This window comes from Halocynthiibacter sp. SDUM655004 (assembly GCF_026015885.1).
Taxonomy (GTDB): Bacteria; Pseudomonadota; Alphaproteobacteria; order Rhodobacterales; family Rhodobacteraceae; genus Falsihalocynthiibacter; species Falsihalocynthiibacter halioticoli.
Genome location: NZ_JAPDUG010000002.1, coordinates 800,602 through 819,167 on the forward strand (window position 1 = coordinate 800,602; position 18,566 = coordinate 819,167).

At 53.6% G+C, this 18,566-nt stretch carries 18 protein-coding genes and 1 tRNA gene; 13 read left to right on the top strand and 6 right to left on the bottom strand.

The window, feature by feature from the left end:
- Nucleotides 1–97 precede the first annotated feature (97 nt).
- From N9C89_RS11510 to N9C89_RS11520, 3 genes are all read left to right on the top strand, one after another.
- Nucleotides 98–171 (top strand) — tRNA-Gly (locus N9C89_RS11510).
- A 167-nt stretch (nt 172–338) separates the two neighbouring features.
- A complete protein-coding gene (locus N9C89_RS11515) occupies nt 339–2,120 on the top strand; it encodes an ABC transporter transmembrane domain-containing protein (RefSeq protein ID WP_263954020.1) in 1,782 nt (593 codons plus the stop codon).
- A 99-nt stretch (nt 2,121–2,219) separates the two neighbouring features.
- Entirely contained in the window at nt 2,220–4,121 is a 1,902-nt protein-coding gene (locus N9C89_RS11520; protein ID WP_263954021.1) for an acyl-CoA synthetase, read from the top strand.
- A 10-nt stretch (nt 4,122–4,131) separates the two neighbouring features.
- Here the strand turns inward: N9C89_RS11520 and N9C89_RS11525 are convergent, their stop codons facing one another.
- The 3 genes from N9C89_RS11525 to N9C89_RS11535 all read right to left on the bottom strand — a co-directional run bounded on the left by N9C89_RS11525 (nt 4,132) and on the right by N9C89_RS11535 (nt 6,962).
- Nucleotides 4,132–4,479 carry an ArsR/SmtB family transcription factor gene (locus N9C89_RS11525; RefSeq protein WP_263954022.1) on the bottom strand — a complete coding sequence of 116 codons (348 nt, stop codon included), beginning with the start codon at nt 4,477–4,479 and terminating at the stop codon, nt 4,132–4,134.
- A gap of 140 nt (nt 4,480–4,619) precedes the next feature.
- Nucleotides 4,620–5,285 (bottom strand): SOS response-associated peptidase, encoded by a 666-nt coding sequence (locus N9C89_RS11530; RefSeq protein WP_263954023.1) that lies wholly within the window; start codon nt 5,283–5,285, stop codon nt 4,620–4,622.
- Between the two features lie 99 nt (nt 5,286–5,384).
- Nucleotides 5,385–6,962 (bottom strand): bifunctional metallophosphatase/5'-nucleotidase, encoded by a 1,578-nt coding sequence (locus tag N9C89_RS11535; protein ID WP_263954024.1) that lies wholly within the window; start codon nt 6,960–6,962, stop codon nt 5,385–5,387.
- Nucleotides 6,963–7,114: 152 nt separating this feature from the next.
- Here N9C89_RS11535 and N9C89_RS11540 point away from each other — a divergent pair, with 152 nt between their 5' ends.
- Nucleotides 7,115–7,453, top strand: coding sequence for a DUF952 domain-containing protein (locus N9C89_RS11540; RefSeq protein WP_263954025.1), 339 nt, complete (start codon nt 7,115–7,117; stop codon nt 7,451–7,453).
- The gene (locus N9C89_RS11545; protein ID WP_263954026.1) at nt 7,450–8,511 is read left to right on the top strand and encodes a quinone-dependent dihydroorotate dehydrogenase; all 1,062 of its coding nucleotides are present in this window, start codon (nt 7,450–7,452) and stop codon (nt 8,509–8,511) included. The genes N9C89_RS11540 and N9C89_RS11545 overlap by 4 nt, the downstream gene beginning before the upstream one ends.
- Here N9C89_RS11545 and N9C89_RS11550 read toward each other — a convergent pair.
- The 3 genes from N9C89_RS11550 to N9C89_RS11560 are packed head-to-tail and all read right to left on the bottom strand — an operon-like array spanning nt 8,508 to nt 10,769.
- Nucleotides 8,508–9,833 carry an MATE family efflux transporter gene (locus tag N9C89_RS11550; protein WP_263954027.1) on the bottom strand — a complete coding sequence of 442 codons (1,326 nt, stop codon included), beginning with the start codon at nt 9,831–9,833 and terminating at the stop codon, nt 8,508–8,510. The genes N9C89_RS11545 and N9C89_RS11550 overlap by 4 nt on opposite strands.
- Nucleotides 9,826–10,335 (bottom strand): PaaI family thioesterase, encoded by a 510-nt coding sequence (locus tag N9C89_RS11555; RefSeq protein WP_263954029.1) that lies wholly within the window; start codon nt 10,333–10,335, stop codon nt 9,826–9,828. Before N9C89_RS11555 ends, N9C89_RS11550 begins: the two co-directional genes overlap by 8 nt.
- Nucleotides 10,332–10,769 (bottom strand): PaaI family thioesterase, encoded by a 438-nt coding sequence (locus N9C89_RS11560; protein ID WP_263954030.1) that lies wholly within the window; start codon nt 10,767–10,769, stop codon nt 10,332–10,334. The genes N9C89_RS11555 and N9C89_RS11560 overlap by 4 nt, the downstream gene beginning before the upstream one ends.
- A 133-nt stretch (nt 10,770–10,902) precedes the next feature.
- On the opposite strand from N9C89_RS11560, the gene N9C89_RS11565 reads away from it, so the two are divergent.
- From N9C89_RS11565 to N9C89_RS11600, 8 genes are all read left to right on the top strand, one after another.
- The gene (locus N9C89_RS11565) at nt 10,903–11,271 is read left to right on the top strand and encodes a MerR family transcriptional regulator (RefSeq protein ID WP_263954031.1); all 369 of its coding nucleotides are present in this window, start codon (nt 10,903–10,905) and stop codon (nt 11,269–11,271) included.
- A gap of 197 nt (nt 11,272–11,468) precedes the next feature.
- Nucleotides 11,469–11,861, top strand: a complete 393-nt coding sequence (locus N9C89_RS11570) for a MerR family transcriptional regulator (RefSeq protein ID WP_263954032.1) — start codon at nt 11,469–11,471, stop codon at nt 11,859–11,861.
- 13 nt (nt 11,862–11,874) lie between these two features.
- Nucleotides 11,875–13,653 carry an acyl-CoA dehydrogenase C-terminal domain-containing protein gene (locus tag N9C89_RS11575; protein WP_263954033.1) on the top strand — a complete coding sequence of 593 codons (1,779 nt, stop codon included), beginning with the start codon at nt 11,875–11,877 and terminating at the stop codon, nt 13,651–13,653.
- A 22-nt stretch (nt 13,654–13,675) separates the two neighbouring features.
- Nucleotides 13,676–13,888 (top strand): hypothetical protein, encoded by a 213-nt coding sequence (locus N9C89_RS11580; RefSeq protein WP_263954034.1) that lies wholly within the window; start codon nt 13,676–13,678, stop codon nt 13,886–13,888.
- A gap of 37 nt (nt 13,889–13,925) precedes the next feature.
- Entirely contained in the window at nt 13,926–14,561 is a 636-nt protein-coding gene (locus N9C89_RS11585) for a glutathione S-transferase family protein (protein WP_263954035.1), read from the top strand.
- Nucleotides 14,562–14,576: 15 nt separating this feature from the next.
- Entirely contained in the window at nt 14,577–15,788 is a 1,212-nt protein-coding gene (locus N9C89_RS11590) for an acetyl-CoA C-acetyltransferase (RefSeq protein WP_263954036.1), read from the top strand.
- Between the two features lie 31 nt (nt 15,789–15,819).
- Complete coding sequence (locus N9C89_RS11595; protein WP_263954037.1) at nt 15,820–16,290, top strand: cupin domain-containing protein; 471 nt, start codon at nt 15,820–15,822, stop codon at nt 16,288–16,290.
- A gap of 43 nt (nt 16,291–16,333) precedes the next feature.
- A complete protein-coding gene (locus N9C89_RS11600; protein WP_263954039.1) occupies nt 16,334–18,535 on the top strand; it encodes a 3-hydroxyacyl-CoA dehydrogenase NAD-binding domain-containing protein in 2,202 nt (733 codons plus the stop codon).
- Nucleotides 18,536–18,566: the final 31 nt, after the last annotated feature.

An 18,566-nucleotide genomic window follows, 5' to 3' on the forward strand; every position in this document is an offset into this window, starting at 1 on the left:
GCGCCGGTTCAAACGCAAAATTTCCCTCAAACTTACTTTCAATTTGCGCATTTGCCTTGACGGCCAAAATCCAATGAAATAGTTGATCACTTGTTACGCGGGCATTGTGTAATGGTAAGACCTCAGCCTTCCAAGCTGATGATGCGGGTTCGATTCCCGCTGCCCGCTCCAACCTCCCCACCCTGTAAATTTACCCTGTATTGCGCGCCGTTTGCACAACGTTGATTGCGCTGTAAGGTGACTGTTCGCGCCAAACTTATGACCGTGACGACATAGCGCTTGTTGCGCTCGCGCTGGCGGATTATGTGAGGGGAACGCCAGACTATCGGAGAACACGCATGGCTCAAGTTGAAGAAGAGCGCGCAAAGTCCAAAAAGATAAAGGCACTCACTGGCCTTTTGCCCTTTGTTCGCCCTTACTATGGGCTCGTAACGCTTGCCGCGCTTGCGCTTGTCCTTACTGCCGCAACCTCACTTGTTTTGCCAGCAGCAGTGGGGCGCGTCATTGACGAGTTCGAACGAGACAACGGCGCACTCGTTGATAGCTACTTTGCGGCTGCTCTCGCAGTTGCGTGGATTCTCGCGATTGGTACGGGCTTGCGCTATTACCTCGTAACGCGCCTTGGCGAACGCATTGTGACCGACATTCGTAAAGCTGTTTTTGCGCGCGTGATTGGCATGAGCCCGCAGTTCTACGAGAAGATTATGACCGGCGAAGTCCTAAGCCGGATCACGACCGACACAACGCTTATTCTCTCGGTCATTGGCAGTTCGGTTTCTGTTGCGCTTCGAAACTTCCTAATCCTGATCGGCGGTATGGTCCTGATGATCCTTGCGAGCCCGAAGCTTGCCGGTTTTGTTTTGTTGAGCGTACCGCTCGTGATTGTTCCGATTGTTGTCCTTGGTCGGCGCCTTCGAACGCTGAGCCGCGAGAACCAAGACTGGATCGCGAATTCCTCCGGTAACGCGAGCGAAGCGCTTTCATCAGTTCAAACTGTACAAGCCTTTACCCACGAGGCAATCTCCGCAAAGACCTTCGCCGATGTCTCAGAAAAATCCTATCTGGTCGCACTAAGACGGATCAAAACCCGCGCGATTATGACGATTCTGGTGATCCTTTTGATCTTCTCAGGTGTTGTCGGGGTGCTTTGGGTTGGTGTCCAAAGTGTACGTTCCGAAGCGCTCACGCCGGGCGAACTTGTTGAATTTCTAATCTACGCGATCATGGTTGCCGGCGCCGTTGGCGCTCTGTCTGAAATTTGGGGAGAGCTGCAACGCGCAGCGGGCGCAACAGAACGACTTGTCGAGTTGCTAAACGCCACCGATGCGATCGAAGATCCGAACCAGCCCAAGCCCCTTCCCCGCCCTGTTCGCGGCGAGATCCTGTTTGACGACGTTACATTCCATTACCCTGCCCGCCCCGATATCGCAGCCCTAAAGGGCGCAAACCTATCCATCAAACCAGGCGAGACAGTTGCGCTGGTTGGGCCATCCGGCGCGGGGAAGTCAACCGTCATCCAGCTTTTGCAACGGTTCTATGATCCAACCAGCGGCACGGTTCAGATTGATGGGTATAACCTCAAAGATTTGCAACGTACTGACTTTCGCGAAGCTATCGCGCTTGTGCCGCAGGACCCGATCATCTTTGGCACCACAGCACGCGAGAACATTCGTTTCGGACGCCCAGATGCAACCGATGCAGAAGTCGAAGCCGCGGCCAAAGCGGCCGCAGCGCATGAGTTTTTGTCAGCACTACCCGATGGGTACGACAGCCAAGTTGGCGAGCGTGGCGTGATGCTCTCTGGTGGCCAAAAGCAACGGATCGCCATTGCCCGCGCCATCCTTCGAGACGCACCGATTCTGCTGTTGGACGAAGCTACAAGTGCGCTTGATGCCGAAAGCGAACGACTTGTGCAGGCTGCTGTTGAAGACATGGCAAAGGGCCGAACCACTCTGATCGTTGCGCATCGCCTTGCGACTGTGAAAAAGGCTGATCGGATCTTGGTATTTGATGGCGGCGAAATTGTTGCAGAAGGCACCCATGACGCCCTTGTTGCACAGGGTGGCCTCTATGCACGTTTGGCGCGCCTTCAATTCACTGACGGCGTTGCCGCAGAATAATCTTGGCGGTTTCGCAACGTAAAACTTGCGCATCCACCGCAGTATCCGCATGTTTTCTCAAAGGCTAAATCACGCTTTTGTCGAATTGGGAGGACAAGCATGAGCAAATTTGCGTCGCGCAAAGACATCGAAACCATCGAAGCGGAAGCGGAATGGGAAGATCGGGATGTCGCGAAGACCATGTATGAATTCGTTGCGGCGGCTGCAAACAAACATGGCGACCGCAACGCCTTTTCGTTCCAGCTCATGTCTGGCCCTCAAGACCCTGCAGAGACGCTCACGTGGAATGATCTGCGCGGAAAATCTGTACAAGCCGCAAATATGTTTCGCGCGCTCGGCGTCGGTGAAAACGACGTTGTTGCCTATCTAATGCCCAATGCAACCGAAACGGTTGTGACCCTGCTCGGCGGAATGATTGCTGGCATTTCCAACCCGATTAATCCGCTGCTGGAAGCGGAGCAAATTGGCTCTATCCTCCGCGAAACCAACGCGAAGGTTCTTGTAACGCTCAAATCTTTCCCTAAGACCGAAGTCGCTCAAAAAGCGGCCGAAGCCGTTAAACTTGCGCCGAATGTTGAAACCGTTCTTGAAGTCGACTTGGTGCGGTATCTTACCCCACCAAAAAGCTGGCTCGCGCGGCTAGTACGCCCGAAAAATCCTGTTTCGCACAAAGCTCGTGTTTTGAATTTCAATACCGAACTCGCGAAACACCCGTCCGACAAACTCGCGTTTGAAGACAGCAAAGTAGACCGCGTTGCCGCCTATTTCCATACGGGTGGCACAACGGGTATGCCAAAGGTCGCGCAGCACAAATATTCCGGCATGATCTACAACGGCTGGCTTGGGGAGCGGTTGCTGTTTACGCATGAGGATGTGGTGATTTGTCCGCTGCCTTTGTTCCATGTGTTCGCTGTCCATCCTATCTTAATGTCAACGATCGCCTCTGGTGCCCATGTTGTTTTCCCAACTCCTGCGGGCTACCGCGGAGAAGGCGTATTCGACAATTTCTGGAAGCTCGTGGAACGCTGGCAGGTCACATTCATGATCACCGTTCCAACGGCTATTTCAGCACTGATGCAGCGCCCAGTTGATGCGGACATCTCAACACTTCGGACGGCGTTTTCCGGTTCCGCCCCGCTTCCGGTTGAACTCTACCGCCGATTTGAAGAGGCAAGCGGTGTTACCATCGTTGAGGGATATGGCCTTACAGAAGCAACCTGTCTGGTGTCGTGCAACCCACCATCCGGTGAAAAGAAAATCGGCTCGGTCGGCATTCCGTTCCCGCACACCGAAGTTAAAATCCTTCAGGCAACCCCAGACGGCCCCGTTGAGGCTCCGCAAGACGAAGTTGGCGAAATCTGCCTCTACAATCCAGGCGTCAACCCAGGCTCGACCTATACCGAAGCCGACAAAAACCACGACCTCTTCCATCACGATATCTATCTTCGCACAGGCGACCTTGGGCGATTGGATGAAGATGGTTACCTCTGGATCACTGGTCGTGCAAAAGACCTCATCATCCGTGGTGGTCACAATATCGACCCTGCCGAAATCGAGGAAGCACTGTCAGGTCACCCTGCTGTTGGGTTCGTGGGTGCGATTGGTCAGCCTGACGCGCACTCTGGCGAAATCCCCTGCGCCTACGTCGAGCTTGTCGAAGACGCTTCTGTATCGACCGAGGAACTTCTCGAATATTGCAAGACGCACGTACATGAGCGTGCTGCTTGGCCGAAATATATCGAGATCATCGACGAACTTCCCAAAACCGCCGTGGGCAAAGTATTCAAACCGGACCTGCGCAAAATGGCGATCAAGCGCATCTATGACGCAGCCTTGTCTAAGGCCAAGGTTAACGCAAAGGTCGTCGAAGTTATTGAAAGCAAGAAGCGTGGGTTGGTCGCTCAGATCACATCAAAAACCGACGCAACAGAAACCGACATCAGCAAAGCCCTATCGATGTACACACGCCCTTGGGAATGGTTCGTCGAAGACGAAAGCTGATCGTGGAAGCCTAGCCCTGATCTTTACCGAGAAAATGATGGAGTGCTCCGAGTTGTTCGGAGCACTCCTGCCTTTTGAGCCTGTAAATGATGGATTTTCCGGACCTGCGGCATTGAACCAAGCCATCATTTCGAAGCCGCGAAAGCTGCTGCGATACCGCCGCCTGTCGCACTCCGAGTAGAGCTTCAAGTTCGCCCACGGTTTTCTCGCCCGAAGACAAGTGGCACAAAATCTGAAGCCGCCCTTCATGACTGATAGACTTGAGGAACCGCGAGATTGCAGGAATCTCGTTTTCAAAGCTAACCTGCCCATTAGCCTTTGCTTCTTCAACCTTCAGGTGCCGTTCGTGAGTGCCCATACGAAATATCCATTTTACAAGAATACTCTCATATCAATTGCGCGACGAACGGAAGGGTAGTCATTTACCGCACAGTGAAAGAACGGTTTTTCGCCCAAAACATCGCAGCGATGGGCAAAAAATGGCGCATGACCCAACGTTTAGTCCTCGATCGGCTCGATCAACTCGGGGCCGCTTGCTCTGTTCGAGTTTACTTTCGGGTCAACGCGGTGGGCTTGAAATCTGTCTTCTGGTGCAGCGACCATTAGCTGCGCAGCCCCCTTGCCTTCTTCACCGAGCCAAAGACCCCACTCGTTAGGTTCGAGAGAAACCGGCATCCGTTTGTGTATGTTTGACATCATTTCGTTGGCGCCCGTAGTAACTATCGCAACTGACCTTATACGCTCGCCCTCTTTCTCCCAATCTTGCCAAACTCCGGCAAACACACAGGGTTCGCCATCCTTCGGCGTGATGTACCAAGGCAGCCGCGCGCCCTCTTCGGTTTTGGTCCATTCATAAAACCCTGTCGCTGGAATTAAGCAACGCCGCTCGCGACAGGCTGCGCGAAATGCTGGCTTCTCCGCAATGGTCTCGGCGCGAGCATTGATTAATAGTGGGCCATCATTCAGCTTTTTGTACCAGTGGGGAAGGAAACCCCACCGCATCGGCACAAGCTTTCGCCCTTCGCCCTCGTTAAATACCGCATGAATGTTCACGGTCGGACAGACATTATAGTTTGGAACAGCAGGAAGATTATTCGCAGGTGACGCAGCAAAGATTTGCGCCATTGCATCATTCGGCAAAGTTACCGCAAGCCGCCCACACATGTCGTATCCTCCGAAACTTAAATTGGCCCGAAACAGAAAGGGCGCTCCACCAAGGAAGCGCCCCATCTCATGTTTTGCAAATCGCTGCGCCAGAGACGCTTATTTTACTGTGATGCGACCGTCGAGATAAGGCTTATATGGCCCTGCCTCCGCAAGGTATTCTGCAACCACTTCGGCAAGGTCCGGCCCAAAGTCATAGGCGTTCATTGCGTCGCGGAACATGCTATAGCCATCTCCTCCGCTACGAACAAAGTTATTTGAAACGACGCCATAAGTTTTCTCAGGATCAAGCGGTTCGAAACCGGAGCCCATATCGATCATCACGTCACTAATCCGGTTCCCAGTTGATTCCGATCCGGTGATTGTGAATTTCATGCCCGAAACCTGTGCAAACCGGCCGTCTTTGGACTCGTCGTCATATTGCAACACGGCATTTTCCAAAGCCTCTTTAAGCACAGCGCCAGTAACCTGGAATGTCGCCAGAGTATTCTGGAATGGAAGCACGGTATAAACCTCTCCCATTGTGACTTCACCGGCATCAATGCTGGCACGGAGACCACCACCGTTAGCAAGAGCAACCTGAATGCCTTGATCCTTCACGCGGGCGAGCATCGCATCGGCAACAAGATTACCCATCTGGCATTCCTGTGTCCGGCAGTTTTCGCGCGCGCCGTCAATCGCTTCTGCGGCTTCTGCAACGACTTTGTTGCGGATTTCATCAAGAGGTTTCGCCGCTTCCATGATCCGCGCAACAGTGTCGGAATCCTCCGATACGGATGCATCGTTCAGCAACGGCTCGCCCACTGCTTCAACAATCTCGCCAGCATCGTTGAATGTCACGTTCAGTTCGCCAAGAAACTTGCCGTAGGCATAAGCCGAGACGATTGCCGTATTGCCAACCATTGTCGGATATGGCCCTTCGGCTCGATCATTCGTATTCGACAGCAGCGTATTTGTGTGGCCACCAACAATCACGTCAACGCCAGTGGTTTCGGCGGCAACTTTTTGGTCAATGTTATAACCGGAGTGCGAGAGAACGATGATCTTGTTCACGCCCTCTTCGGTCAGCTTGTCAACTTCGCCCTGAACGGCGTCAACCGGATCGGTAAAAATCACGTTGTCACCAGGGCTTGAAAGCTCAGACGTATCGAGCGGTGTCAGGCCGATGAGGCCGATCTTCTCGCCATTTTTCTCGATCACAGTCGATTTCGGCAATTTACCGGCAAGTGCAGGTTCCTGTGAAACATCGGCGTTCGACATCAAAACAGGGAATTCCACCGCATCCATGAATCCGGCCAGAACTTCAGGGCCATCGTCAAACTCATGGTTGCCGACTGTCATTGCGTCGTAACCGAGTTTGTTCATCATCTCGGCAGCGAGTTTCCCTTTATAATAGGTATAGAACAGCGTGCCTTGGAATTGGTCGCCGCCATCTACAAGGATGCTGTTGTCCGAACGTGCGCGTGCGTCATTTACGGCAGTTACCAGACGTGCAGAACCACCAAAACATTTTCCTTCGGTGTTATCCTCAGCGGAGCAGCCGGAATCATATTTGCTGATCGGCTCGAAACGCGCGTGGAAATCGTTGGTATGAAGAATTGTCAGTGAGTAATCCGCGACTGCTGCACCAGCAGACAAAGCCAGTACGGCGGCGGACGTGAAATATCGGGCAAACATCTAAACACTCCCATTGTTGTTTTATTAAAGCAGCTTGGAGAAATTCGACCAAAGAGTCAAAGGTTCCGCGCTCTGGAGATAGAGTTCATTTGTAATGCTCAAATGACGTGCGGGGCTTGACCATATCTTTGGCAGAGGGCAAACCCTTCGCTATGCTGATTTACAAAGTTTTCCGCGTTCGAGAATGGAACGCACTTGCCGGTAGCGGCGAAACAGTGGGCGCGCCGATTGACCGCTCTGATGGGTTTATTCACTTCTCTACTGCCGAGCAGCTCCGCGAAACCGTTGCCAAGCATTTTGCCGATATTCCCGGCCTCGTCCTTGCGGCCGTAGACACTGAATCTTTAGGTGATGACCTGAAGTGGGAAGTGAGCCGAGGTGGAGACAAATTCCCCCATCTTTATCGTAAGCTGAAACTCTCTGAAGTCGTCCACCATGCGCCCTTAAAAGAGCTGGATGGCGTACATCTTTTTCCGGATGAGATCCCATGAACATACTTGAGCGCGTCGGGCTTAAAGCCCTTCACTCCTTTGATCCCGAAACGGCTCATGGCCTTACCATTACGGCGCTCAAAAAAGGACTGGTTCCACTTCCCGGTGCCCCCGTTGGAGGAACGCGCCTCGCAACAAATCTTTGCGGTATGGAAATGGCTAACCCGATTGGCCTCGCGGCGGGTTTTGATAAAAACGCTGAGGTGGTCAACGCGTTATCGAAAGCTGGTTTCGGTTTCATCGAAGTCGGCGCCGCGACCCCGCGCGCCCAAGCTGGCAATCCAAAGCCACGGCTATTTCGGTTGACGGAACAGAAAGCGGTTATCAACCGTTTTGGCTTCAACAACCAAGGCCAAGATGCGATCGCTGAACGGCTTGCCGCGGCCCGCCCGATAACGCCGGTTGGCATCAACCTTGGCGCGAACAAAGACAGTGAAAACCGTGCGGATGATTTTGCTCAGGTGATGCGGGCATGTGGACCACATGTGGATTTTGCTACCGTGAACGTTTCTTCACCGAACACAGAGAAGTTGCGCGACCTTCAAGGGGCAGAGGCGCTGAATAGCCTTTTAAGCGGTGTCATTGCGGCGCGCGGCGAACACGCCCCGAATGCAAAAGTCCTACTCAAAATTGCTCCTGACCTTAGTGAAAGCGAGCTCCAAGAAATCGCTGAGGTTGCGAAATCTGTTGGGATCGATGCTATCATCGCAACCAACACAACACTGTCGCGCGACGGTATTCCAAGCAAGTGGCAGGATGAAGCCGGCGGATTATCTGGCGCGCCGCTGTTTGAAAAAAGCACGCGTATTCTCGCTCAACTCTCCAAGATCACTAACGGTGAAATTCCACTCGTTGGTGTTGGTGGGATATCGTCCGCTCAAGACGCTTTCGCAAAAATCCAAGCGGGCGGCTCGGCAGTGCAACTATACTCCGCGTTGGTTTATCAAGGATTTTCGCTCGTATCCGATATTGCCAAGGGACTTGAACAACTTCTTGAACAGAACGGATTTGCGACCGTTGCGGATGCAATTGGCAGCAATCGGGATGCTTGGCTTTAAGCAGCTTCTTCCGCTCCGCGCTCTAGAGCGGGATAACGCGTGGCCAATGTAAGCGCGCGGGCAACAAAAGATATCAAGAGCGACATCCAGAGCCCGTGGTTCCCAAAGACTGGCACAAGGATCGCCGCGGCGAGCACATAAACAATCGCTGACTGAAACATCTTGTTGCGCATGTCGCGTGTACGGGTCGCGCCAATAAATACGCCATCCAAAATCCAAGACCCAAGGCCGGTTAGCGGCGCGAGGATCATATAGATCAGATAAACCCGCGCTTCGGCACGGACAGGTTCCGCCGTCGTCATTAGGTCGATGAATGTTGTCCCGAAAATGGCAAAGGCGAGTGTTAGAAGTACGCAAACCGCAAATGACCACCCCGAACATAAAACGACCGCACGACGCAAATTCGCCCGCGATTTTGCACCCAGCGCTTGCGCCACAAGCGCCTCTACCGCGAAGGCAAACCCGTCCAGCGCATAGGCCGTAACCATAAGAAACTGCATCAAGATTTGATTTGCGGCGAGCGGCACATCTCCGAGTCCGGCCGCGAAGAACATAAATGATAGAAACACCATCTGGAGGAGAACAGAACGGATCATGATGTCTATGTTGACGCTCATCATCCGCTTGAGTTTCTGCGGGTCGAATATATTGGATTTGGTGCGCCACGCCGTCCCTTTGAAGCCAGCGCGACAAAACCAAAGCGCAAGAGCACAGCCGCTCCACTCCGCGATGAAGGTTGCGAAGGCAACGCCCTGAACACCCCAGTCAAATCCAAGGACAAATACGAAATCGAGAACAATATTCAGCCCGTTCATAACGACCTGAATGGCCAAAACCGCACGTGTGCGCTCTGCCGCAATCAGCCATCCGGTAAGCCCATAAAGAGCAATCATTGCTGGCGCCGAGAAAACCCGTATCTGCATATACTCCCGAGCGAGGCTTTCGACCTCGGGCGATGCCGGAGAAACAAGGAACGCCCCCGCAAAAAGTGGCATCTGGAACAGGATAATCACAACGCCCGCAGTCAAAGCGATAAGAAGCGCACGAATTAGGATCGCGACTGTTTCCTCGGTATCCTTTGCCCCCATAGCCTGTCCGGCCAAGCCGGTTGTTCCCATGCGCAGGAACCCGAAAATCCAATAGATCGCCGTCAGGATAACTGCGCCGATCCCCACAGCACCGATCGGGGCGGCTTCGCCCATTTGGCCAACAACACCCGTATCGACGATGCCGAGCAACGGTACAGTGGCATTCGAGATAACAATCGGAATTGAAATATTCAGAACACGGCGATGCGTGATCTCTGGAGTGGCTTCATTCATCGCGGGCTGGCATCAAAAAGTGTCCTGTAGCCTGAGCGAAAAGACGCGCGCGATTATCTTGCCATGCTTCGACATGAACACTCGCATATCGCCGCCCAGAGCGGTTAACCCGCGCGCGCGCATAAGCATCGCGCGGCAATCCGGTGCGTAGATAATCAACCGTGAAATCAATCGTTTTCGGCATACGTGGCAAGCGTTCGGGCGTTACCTTTGTGGGATCGATTTTACCACTTTCGATATCATCCCAAATGTAAGACCACGACAGACCAATAATCGCCGTCACTTCAAGGAATCCAGCGGTCGCCCCACCATGCAGCGCAGGCAGAAGCGGATTGCCAATCAATTTCTCGGAATAGGGCAGAATAGCCGTAAGCTCGTCTCCGCGCCGATCAAACTCGACGCCGAGAAACTGGATAAAGGGCAAACCTTTGACCAAAGCGCCAAGGGCTGCGTCACGCCGCTGCTTAACGACTTGAACTGGTTCTGGTGCGGGGCGTCTCATGATTTGCCCTCCTTCGCGCGCTCAACGGTAAAGGCGCCGGTTGCTGCCGCCACCGGATTGGCGTCGTCATCGTCAAAAGCTGTTGCGCGTACAAAAGCAACATTGCGTGTCACATGATAGCACTCCGCGCGCGTTTTGATCCGCTGTCCGGGTGTGGCGCTGCGCATATAGTCGATCCTGAGATCAATTGTTGCCGTCGCAATCGCCATAGTCGGATGCGACATCACAGCTGCCCCACTACATGTATCCATGAGCGCAGAAACCGCTCCCCCATGAATAACTCCAGTTGAGGGGTCGCCCACCATTCGCTCGTCATACGGCATCGAAATCACAGCGACTCCGTCGTCAATCGCTTCAAGTCTCAAGTCCAGCGCCTTTGCATATGGAATGGCCTCAATAAATTGGCGAGCGAGGTTTTGGCGATCTTGATCCATGGTGGTCCCTCTCTTGCATGCCAGCAGGGTGCAGCAGGCGTTTTGATCAGCAAACATTTTTTTCGACGGCGTCACAACCCTTTGATTGAACCTATTCGCAGATATGCATAAGCTCCAAATCAGGAGAACCAATATGTCAGAAACACGCCTCAGTTTTAAAGAGATGTGCGCGAAATTCGATGTCACGCCGCGAACCCTGCGGTATTACGAGTACATTGAATTGCTGCAGCCAGAAAAAGAGGGCCGCAGCCGTTTCTACACGCCACGCGAAGTTGCGCGGATGGTTCTTATTCTTCGCGGCCGACGTTTTGGCTTCAGTCTTGAAGAAATCCGGCAATGGCTGCAGATCTACGAAGAAAAGGGCACGCGCCCGCAGCTTGAAGCATGGATCGACATGGCAGATCGGCAACTCGTTGAACTGCGTAAGCAGATGGACGAGCTGGCTGAGTCGATCGAAGACCTTGAAAAGCTCCGCGAGGACGCTGCCAAGATCATAAAGTAGCAGTTTTCGCCGCGTCCACTGCCAGCCTACGCCCAAATTTCGCGAACTTTTATTGCGTATGACCTAGCGTCACCTTTCTTGACCTTTCGTCAACTTGAAAATGACGCAGCGTTCCGTTTACGTCAACGTCAACTTTCCTTGTAAAGTAGCAGGAAGGCAAACACACTCAATTCGTATTCAAAAAGGAGAGCACCACAATGTCTAAAGTGATGACCATTCGCGAAATGTGTGACGCCTTTGATGTGACCCCACGCACATTGCGATTCTACGAAGCCAAGGAACTGTTGTTTCCGATCCGAGAAGGGCAACGCCGCTTGTTCACCAAGCGTGATCGCGCCCGCCTCAAGCTGATCTTGCAAGGCAAACGCTTTGGATTCAGCCTCGAAGACATCCGCCAGTTGCTTGATTTGTACGACATGGGGGATCAGCAATTTACCCAGCTAAACCGCACATACGAACTCGCTCAGGAGCGCCTTGCTGACATGATCAGCCAACGCGACGAGCTTACCGGTGCAATCGAAGATTTACGGCAGCAACTAAAGTGGGGCGAAGAGCGCCTCGCAGAGCTTAAACGGCACGCCGCCGAATAAGGGAGACTACGAAATGCCCACATACACAGCCCCAATCCAGGATATGAACTTTGTCCTCCACGAAGTTCTCAAAGTCAGCGAAAGCAACATCCCGGGGTATGACGAGCTTGAATCAGACCTCACCAACGCCGTGCTTGAAGAAGCGGGCAAAATCGCAAGCGATGTGCTTGCACCGCTGAATGCAGTTGGTGACACTGAAGGCTGCCGTCTTGAAAACGGTGTTGTGTATACGCCGACCGGCTTCAAAGAAGCTTTCGAACAACTCAAGGAAGGCGGTTGGACCGCGCTTGATTGCGATCCGGAATATGGCGGCCAAGGCATGCCTTATATCCTCGGCACAGCAGTGGGTGAAATCTTCGTTTCCTCGAACATGGCGTTTAACATGTACGCTGGCCTGACACACGGCGCATATTCTGCGATCCACGCACACGGTACAGACGAGCAGAAACAAACCTACTTGCCCAAGATGGTGAGCTGCGACTGGACCGGCACGATGAACCTGACAGAGCCACATTGCGGCACCGATCTGGGTCTCATGCGCACCAAAGCAGAGCCACAGGACGACGGCAGCTACAAGATCACTGGCCAAAAAATCTTTATCTCGGCAGGTGACCACGACATGAGTGAGAACATCATTCATCTCGTTCTGGCCAAAATCCCTGGTGGCCCCGAAGGTGTTAAAGGCATCTCGCTCTTTATCGTACCGAAATTCATCGTGAACGAGGATGGCTCGCTTGGCGATCGTAACAGCCTCTCGGTTGGTAAAATCGAAGAGAAAATGGGCATCCACGGCAACTCGACCTGTGTGATGGATTACGACGGCGCAACCGGATACCTGCTTGGCGACATGCACAAAGGTATGCGCGCAATGTTCACCATGATGAACGAAGCACGACTTGGCGTTGGGCTCCAAGGCTATGCACAAGCCGCAGTCGCTTATGAAAATGCGCTTGCTTATGCGAAGGACCGTTTGCAGGGCCGCGACGTGACTGGAACGAAAAATCCGGATGGCCCTGCTGATCCACTGATCGTACACCCAGACATCCGCCGCAACTTGATGGACCAGAAGTCTTTTGTTGAAGGCGCACGCGCATTTGTTCTTTGGGGTTCATCTCTCATCGACCAAGGGCACAAGCTTAACGACAAAGACGCCGAAGGCCTCGTAAGCCTGATGATCCCTGTGATCAAAGGGTTCCTCACCGATAAGGGCTTTGAGAATGCTGTAAACGCACAACAAGTCTATGGCGGCCATGGCTATATCGAAGAATGGGGCATGTCTCAGTTTGCCCGCGATGCGCGGATCACCATGATCTACGAAGGTGCAAACGGCGTTCAGGCGCTTGACCTTGTGGGCCGTAAACTCGCGACAGATGGCGGCAAGCATGTCATGGCCTTCTTTGAAATGGTGAAAGCTTTCCTCAAGGAAAATGCCGAGCACCCCGCCCTTAAGGATGATTTCATCCCGCAACTCAAGCAAGCGTCCAAAGACCTTCAAGCCGCTGGCATGTTCTTTATGCAAAACGGGATGAAGAACCCGAATGATGCGCTCTCTGGGTCTTATGACTTCATGCATATGTTCGGCCATGTTTGCCTCGGCCTGATGTGGGCGCGTATGGCAAAGGCTGCGCATGACGCACTTGAGGGTGGCGCTTCCAACAAAGAGTTCTACACTGCGAAAATCGCAACCGGTCGCTACTACATGGCGCGGCAACTGCCCGCCACTCGTCTGCACCTTGCCCGCATTGAAACCGGTGGAGATCCGGTCATGGCTTTGGACGCAGAGGAGTTTTAGACCGAAATTTTCGGAGGATCTCATGCCCAAACGCTTTCGCCTGACACGTCGCTTTCCCTGCGCAATGACCGAGGATGGTTATCGCCGCCTCAAAAGGTTCGCAGCGGAGGCTGGATTAGACGAAGGCGAGGCACTGAGCTTCTTGTTCGAGAATTTCACCTCGGTCATCGACGAGGACAACCTGACGCATCGGCTGCGGCTGTTCAACTCGGAGCTTGACGCGCGGAAGCGTTAGGTTGCCTCGACGACATATGACTAAAGGATAAGAAAAAATGACCATCCAACTCTATTGTTTCGGTGAAAGCGGACACTCCTATAAAGCGGCACTCGCACTCGAGTTGTCTGGCCTAGAATGGGAGCCGAAATACGTTGATTTTTTCAACGGAGAGGCGCGCAGCCCAGAATACCTCAAAATCAATGCAATGGGGGAGTGCCCCGCAATCGTGGATGGCGATCTCTCGCTTTCTCAATCCGGCGTCATCATTGATTATATAACAGAAAAAACAGGAAAATTCGGCGGCAAGACGCCCGAAGAGAAACGCGAAGTTCTCCGCTGGGTTCTATGGGACAACCATAAACTTAGTGCGCAGCTTGGCCCGCTGCGTTTCATGATGAACTTCCTACCAGAAGAGAAGCGCAACCCTGAGGTGATCGCGTTCCTAACCGGCCGCACCCAAGCCGCGTTGAAAACGTTGGAATCAGCCCTTGAAGGCAAAGACTGGCTGGTTGGCGACGAAATCACAGCTGCTGACTTGAGCTGCTGTAGCTATCTCTTCTATCCCGAGCCGTTCGGTTTTACCCGCTCGGATTGGCCAAACATTGACACCTGGCTCGCTCGTATCGAGGCGCTGCCCGGCTACAAAATCCCTTACGATCTAATGCCCGGTTCGCCGGCAGATCGTGCCTAAGAAAAGGACAAACCCATGACCGAAGCATATATCTATGACGCAGTGCGATCGCCGCGGGGCAAAGGCCGCAAGGACGGCTCTTTGCACGAGGTTACATCGGTGCGCCTTTCGGCTCAGGTTCTGAACGCTGTCAAAGAGCGGAACGATCTTGATACGAAAGCCATCGAAGATGTGATCTGGGGCAACGTTACCCAAGTAAAAGAGCAAGGCGGCTGTCTTGCGCGGACTGCTGTCTTGGCAAGCGATTTTGACGAACAGGTTCCTGGCCTTTCGATCAACCGCTTCTGTGCCTCGGGCATGGAGGCCGTGAATCTCGCGGCCAACCAAATCAAAGGTGGCTCAGGCATGGCCTATGTCGCCGGTGGTGTTGAGATGATGGGCCGTGTTGCAATGGGCAGCGACGGTGCGGCAATTGCCGTTGATCCGTCTGTTGCAATGAATACCTATTTTGTGCCGCAAGGCATTTCGGCGGACATCATCGCGACAGAATACGGCTTCACCCGTGATCAGGCCGACGCGCTTGCCGTTGAAAGTCAGCGCCGCGCTGCCGAAGCGTGGGAAGACAAGCGCTTCGCAAAGTCGATCGTCGAGATAAAAGACCAGAATGGCCTAACCATTCTTGACCACGATGAGTACATGCGCCCTGGTACCGATATGCAGGCTCTGGGCGCGCTCAACGCAAGTTTTCAGGCAATGGGCGAAGTAATGCCCGGCTTTGATAACGTCGCGCTGATGAAATACCCGCACCTTGAGCGGATTAACCACATCCACCACGCAGGGAACTCCTCCGGTATTGTAGATGGTGCAGCCGCTGTGCTGATCGGCAACAAGGAATTCGGCGAGAAATACGGCCTCAAGCCGCGCGCGCGTATCCGCGCGACTGCGAAAATCGGCACCGATCCGACCATTATGCTCACCGGCCCAGTCCCTGTGACCGAGAAAATCCTTGCCGACAATGGCATGGACATCAGTGACATTGACCTCTTCGAAGTGAACGAAGCTTTTGCATCTGTGGTTCTGCGCTTCATGCAACGGTTCGACGTTGATCCATCCGTGGTGAACCCGAATGGCGGCTCAATCGCGATGGGTCACCCGCTCGGTGCGACCGGCGCGATTATCATCGGCACCCTGCTCGACGAGCTTGAGCGTCAGGACAAAGAAGTTGGTCTTGCAACGCTCTGTATCGCCTCTGGTATGGGCGCGGCCACAATCATTGAGCGGATGTAAGCGGGAGCAAAGTCAACAACGGGAGGATACTATGAGCAAAATTGACCTTGATAACATTTCAGAGCGCGCAGGCTCTATCTATCCCGGTCGGTATGCGGACGAAATGAAGGGGCGCTCCTCGCTGCGGATTGGCGCGGCGGGTGGCCTCACACAATTCGGCGCAAACCTCATTATCCTTCAACCGGGCGCGAAATCCTCGCTACGCCATTGGCATGTAAACGAGGATGAATTCGTAATGGTAACCGAAGGGGTGGTGCAGCTTGTCACGGACGAAGGCGAAACCGAGATGGGCGCAGGTGACTGTGCCGCATTTCCCGCCAACGTCCCAAATGGGCATTGCTTCATCAACCGCTCCGGCTCCGAAGCCCGCTTTCTTGTTGTTGGTACATCTGCCCCCGAAGAAACCGCCTTCTACGCGGATATCGACATGAAATACACGCGGAAGAACGGCCAAAACAGCTTCACCCGCAAAGACGGCAGCCCTCTGCCCGACGATATCTAACGCACGTAACACCGATCTACTCCACAGATTTGGGAGACTATAAATGACTGATTTCACATCAAAAACCGACAAAGACGGCGTTGCCGTCATCACATGGGACGTTCCGGAAAAATCCATGAACGTATTGAACCTCGAAGGGTTCAAAGAACTTGACGAGGCCGTAGACGCAGCCCTTGCTGATGACGCCGTGAAAGGTATCGTTATCACTTCGGGCAAGCCAGACTTCGCAGGCGGCATGGACCTCAACGTGATCGCATCCATGAAGGACAACGCCGGCGACAATCCAGCCAAGGGCCTGTTTGACGGCCTAATGAACATGCACAAAGTGCTGCGCAAAATCGAGCGCGCCGGCATGGACCCGAAAACAAACAAAGGCGGCAAACCAATCGCTGCAGCCCTCCCCGGCACCGCACTTGGCATCGGTCTTGAACTACCTCTTTCGTGCCACCGCATTTTCGCGGCCGACAATCCAAAGGCCAAAATTGGCTTGCCGGAAATCATGGTCGGTATCTTTCCTGGTGCGGGCGGTACAACACGCCTTGCCCGCAAGCTCGGCGCGATGGCGGCAAGCCCCTTCCTCCTCGAAGGCAAGCTCTCTGATCCGCAGAAGGCCAAAGCAGGCGGAATTATCGACGAGGTTGTTCCTGCAGATGAATTGCTTGAGAAAGCCAAAGCGTGGGTTCTTTCGGCGACTGATGCCGATATTCTCAAACCATGGGATGCCAAAGGATACAAAATGCCAGGTGGCGCGCCCTACCACCCTGCGGGCTTTATGACGTTCGTTGGTGCATCCGCCATGGTAAACAGCAAAACCAAAGGCGTTTACCCAGCAGCCAAGGCTCTACTCTCTGCTGTTTACGAAGGTGCATTGGTTCCGTTTGATACCGCCCTCAAGATCGAGGCTCGCTGGTTTACTTCGGTTCTGATGAACCCAAGCTCCAGCGCAATGATCCGCAGCCTTTTCGTCAACAAAGAAGCGCTCGAAAAAGGTGCGGTACGCCCTGCAGATGTGGCGGACCAGCGTGTGAAGAAAGTTGGCGTCCTTGGTGCTGGCATGATGGGCGCAGGGATTGCGCTTGTATCTGCCAAGGCAGGGATCGAAGTTGTCTTGCTCGACCAGGACCAATCCGCTGCGGATCGTGGCAAAGCCTATTCCGAAACCTACATGGACAAAGGCATTTCCCGTCGCAAAGCCACAGAAGAGCAGAAAGAAGCCCTTCTATCGCGCATCACAGCAACCACGGACTACAACGCGCTTGCTGACTGTGATCTGATTATTGAAGCCGTTTTCGAAGATACAAAGGTTAAGGCAGACGTGACAGCAAAGGTCGAAGCTGTGATCTCTGAGGACTGCATTTTCGCAACCAACACGTCTACCCTGCCGATCACCGAATTGGCCAAAGCCAGCAAGGCGCAAGATCGCTTTATCGGCATCCACTTCTTCTCTCCAGTCGAGAAAATGCTGTTGGTTGAGATCATCAAAGGGGCAAAAACCGGTGATCGCGCAGTTGCGAAAGCGCTCGACTACACGCGTCAAATCCGCAAGACACCAATCGTCGTGAACGACGCGCGGTTCTTCTATGCTAACCGTTGCATTATCCCTTACCTCAACGAAGGTATTCGGATGGTTTCGGAAGGTGTTGCACCGGCGCTGGTTGAGAATGCCGCGAAGCTGGTTGGCATGCCACTTGGCCCGCTCCAACTTGCAGATGAAACATCGATCGACCTCGGCGTAAAAATTGCCAAGGCTACGATGGCAGCAATGGGTGATGACTATACCGACCACGCATCCTCAGACTTGCTGTTCTGGCTTGCTGACGAGGGCCGACTTGGCCGCAAAGCCAAGGCTGGGTTCTACAACTACGACGAAAAAGGCAAACGCCAAGGATTCTGGGAAGGGCTTGCCGAGAAACACCCGCATGCGGAAACCCAGCCGGAACTCACCGAAGTCCAACATCGCCTTTTGATGACACAGGTGCTTGAGGCCGTTCGCGCGCTTGAGGAGAATGTGTTGATGGATATTCGCGAGGGCGACGTTGGCGCAATCCTAGGCTGGGGCTTTGCGCCTTGGTCCGGTGGTCCGTTTAGCTGGCTCGATATCATTGGCGCTGAACGCGCTGTTGAGATTTGTGATGCACTTACCGAAAAGCACGGCGATCGCTTCACAACACCAGCACTCCTGCGCGAAATGGCGAAAAACGGCGAAACATTCTATGGCCGTTTCGGCTCCCAGAAAGCCGCTTAAAAACGAAGAAACGGCGCGTTGCCCTGCATCA

Bases quoted from the DNA above. Each gene is read 5' to 3' on its own strand.
- N9C89_RS11560 (WP_263954030.1), bottom strand. From the start codon at position 10,769: ATGGATCAAGATCGCCAAAACCTCGCTCGCCAATTTATTGAGGCCATT.
- N9C89_RS11525 (WP_263954022.1), bottom strand. From the start codon at position 4,479: ATGGGCACTCACGAACGGCACCTGAAGGTTGAAGAAGCAAAGGCTAAT.
- N9C89_RS11600 (WP_263954039.1), top strand. From the start codon at position 16,334: ATGACTGATTTCACATCAAAAACCGACAAAGACGGCGTTGCCGTCATC.
- N9C89_RS11565 (WP_263954031.1), top strand. From the start codon at position 10,903: ATGTCAGAAACACGCCTCAGTTTTAAAGAGATGTGCGCGAAATTCGAT.
- N9C89_RS11585 (WP_263954035.1), top strand. From the start codon at position 13,926: ATGACCATCCAACTCTATTGTTTCGGTGAAAGCGGACACTCCTATAAA.
- N9C89_RS11520 (WP_263954021.1), top strand. From the start codon at position 2,220: ATGAGCAAATTTGCGTCGCGCAAAGACATCGAAACCATCGAAGCGGAA.
- N9C89_RS11595 (WP_263954037.1), top strand. From the start codon at position 15,820: ATGAGCAAAATTGACCTTGATAACATTTCAGAGCGCGCAGGCTCTATC.
- N9C89_RS11555 (WP_263954029.1), bottom strand. From the start codon at position 10,335: ATGAGACGCCCCGCACCAGAACCAGTTCAAGTCGTTAAGCAGCGGCGT.
- N9C89_RS11550 (WP_263954027.1), bottom strand. From the start codon at position 9,833: ATGAATGAAGCCACTCCAGAGATCACGCATCGCCGTGTTCTGAATATT.
- N9C89_RS11515 (WP_263954020.1), top strand. From the start codon at position 339: ATGGCTCAAGTTGAAGAAGAGCGCGCAAAGTCCAAAAAGATAAAGGCA.
- N9C89_RS11530 (WP_263954023.1), bottom strand. From the start codon at position 5,285: ATGTGTGGGCGGCTTGCGGTAACTTTGCCGAATGATGCAATGGCGCAA.
- N9C89_RS11570 (WP_263954032.1), top strand. From the start codon at position 11,469: ATGTCTAAAGTGATGACCATTCGCGAAATGTGTGACGCCTTTGATGTG.
- N9C89_RS11535 (WP_263954024.1), bottom strand. From the start codon at position 6,962: ATGTTTGCCCGATATTTCACGTCCGCCGCCGTACTGGCTTTGTCTGCT.
- N9C89_RS11545 (WP_263954026.1), top strand. From the start codon at position 7,450: ATGAACATACTTGAGCGCGTCGGGCTTAAAGCCCTTCACTCCTTTGAT.
- N9C89_RS11590 (WP_263954036.1), top strand. From the start codon at position 14,577: ATGACCGAAGCATATATCTATGACGCAGTGCGATCGCCGCGGGGCAAA.
- N9C89_RS11580 (WP_263954034.1), top strand. From the start codon at position 13,676: ATGCCCAAACGCTTTCGCCTGACACGTCGCTTTCCCTGCGCAATGACC.
- N9C89_RS11540 (WP_263954025.1), top strand. From the start codon at position 7,115: ATGCTGATTTACAAAGTTTTCCGCGTTCGAGAATGGAACGCACTTGCC.
- N9C89_RS11575 (WP_263954033.1), top strand. From the start codon at position 11,875: ATGCCCACATACACAGCCCCAATCCAGGATATGAACTTTGTCCTCCAC.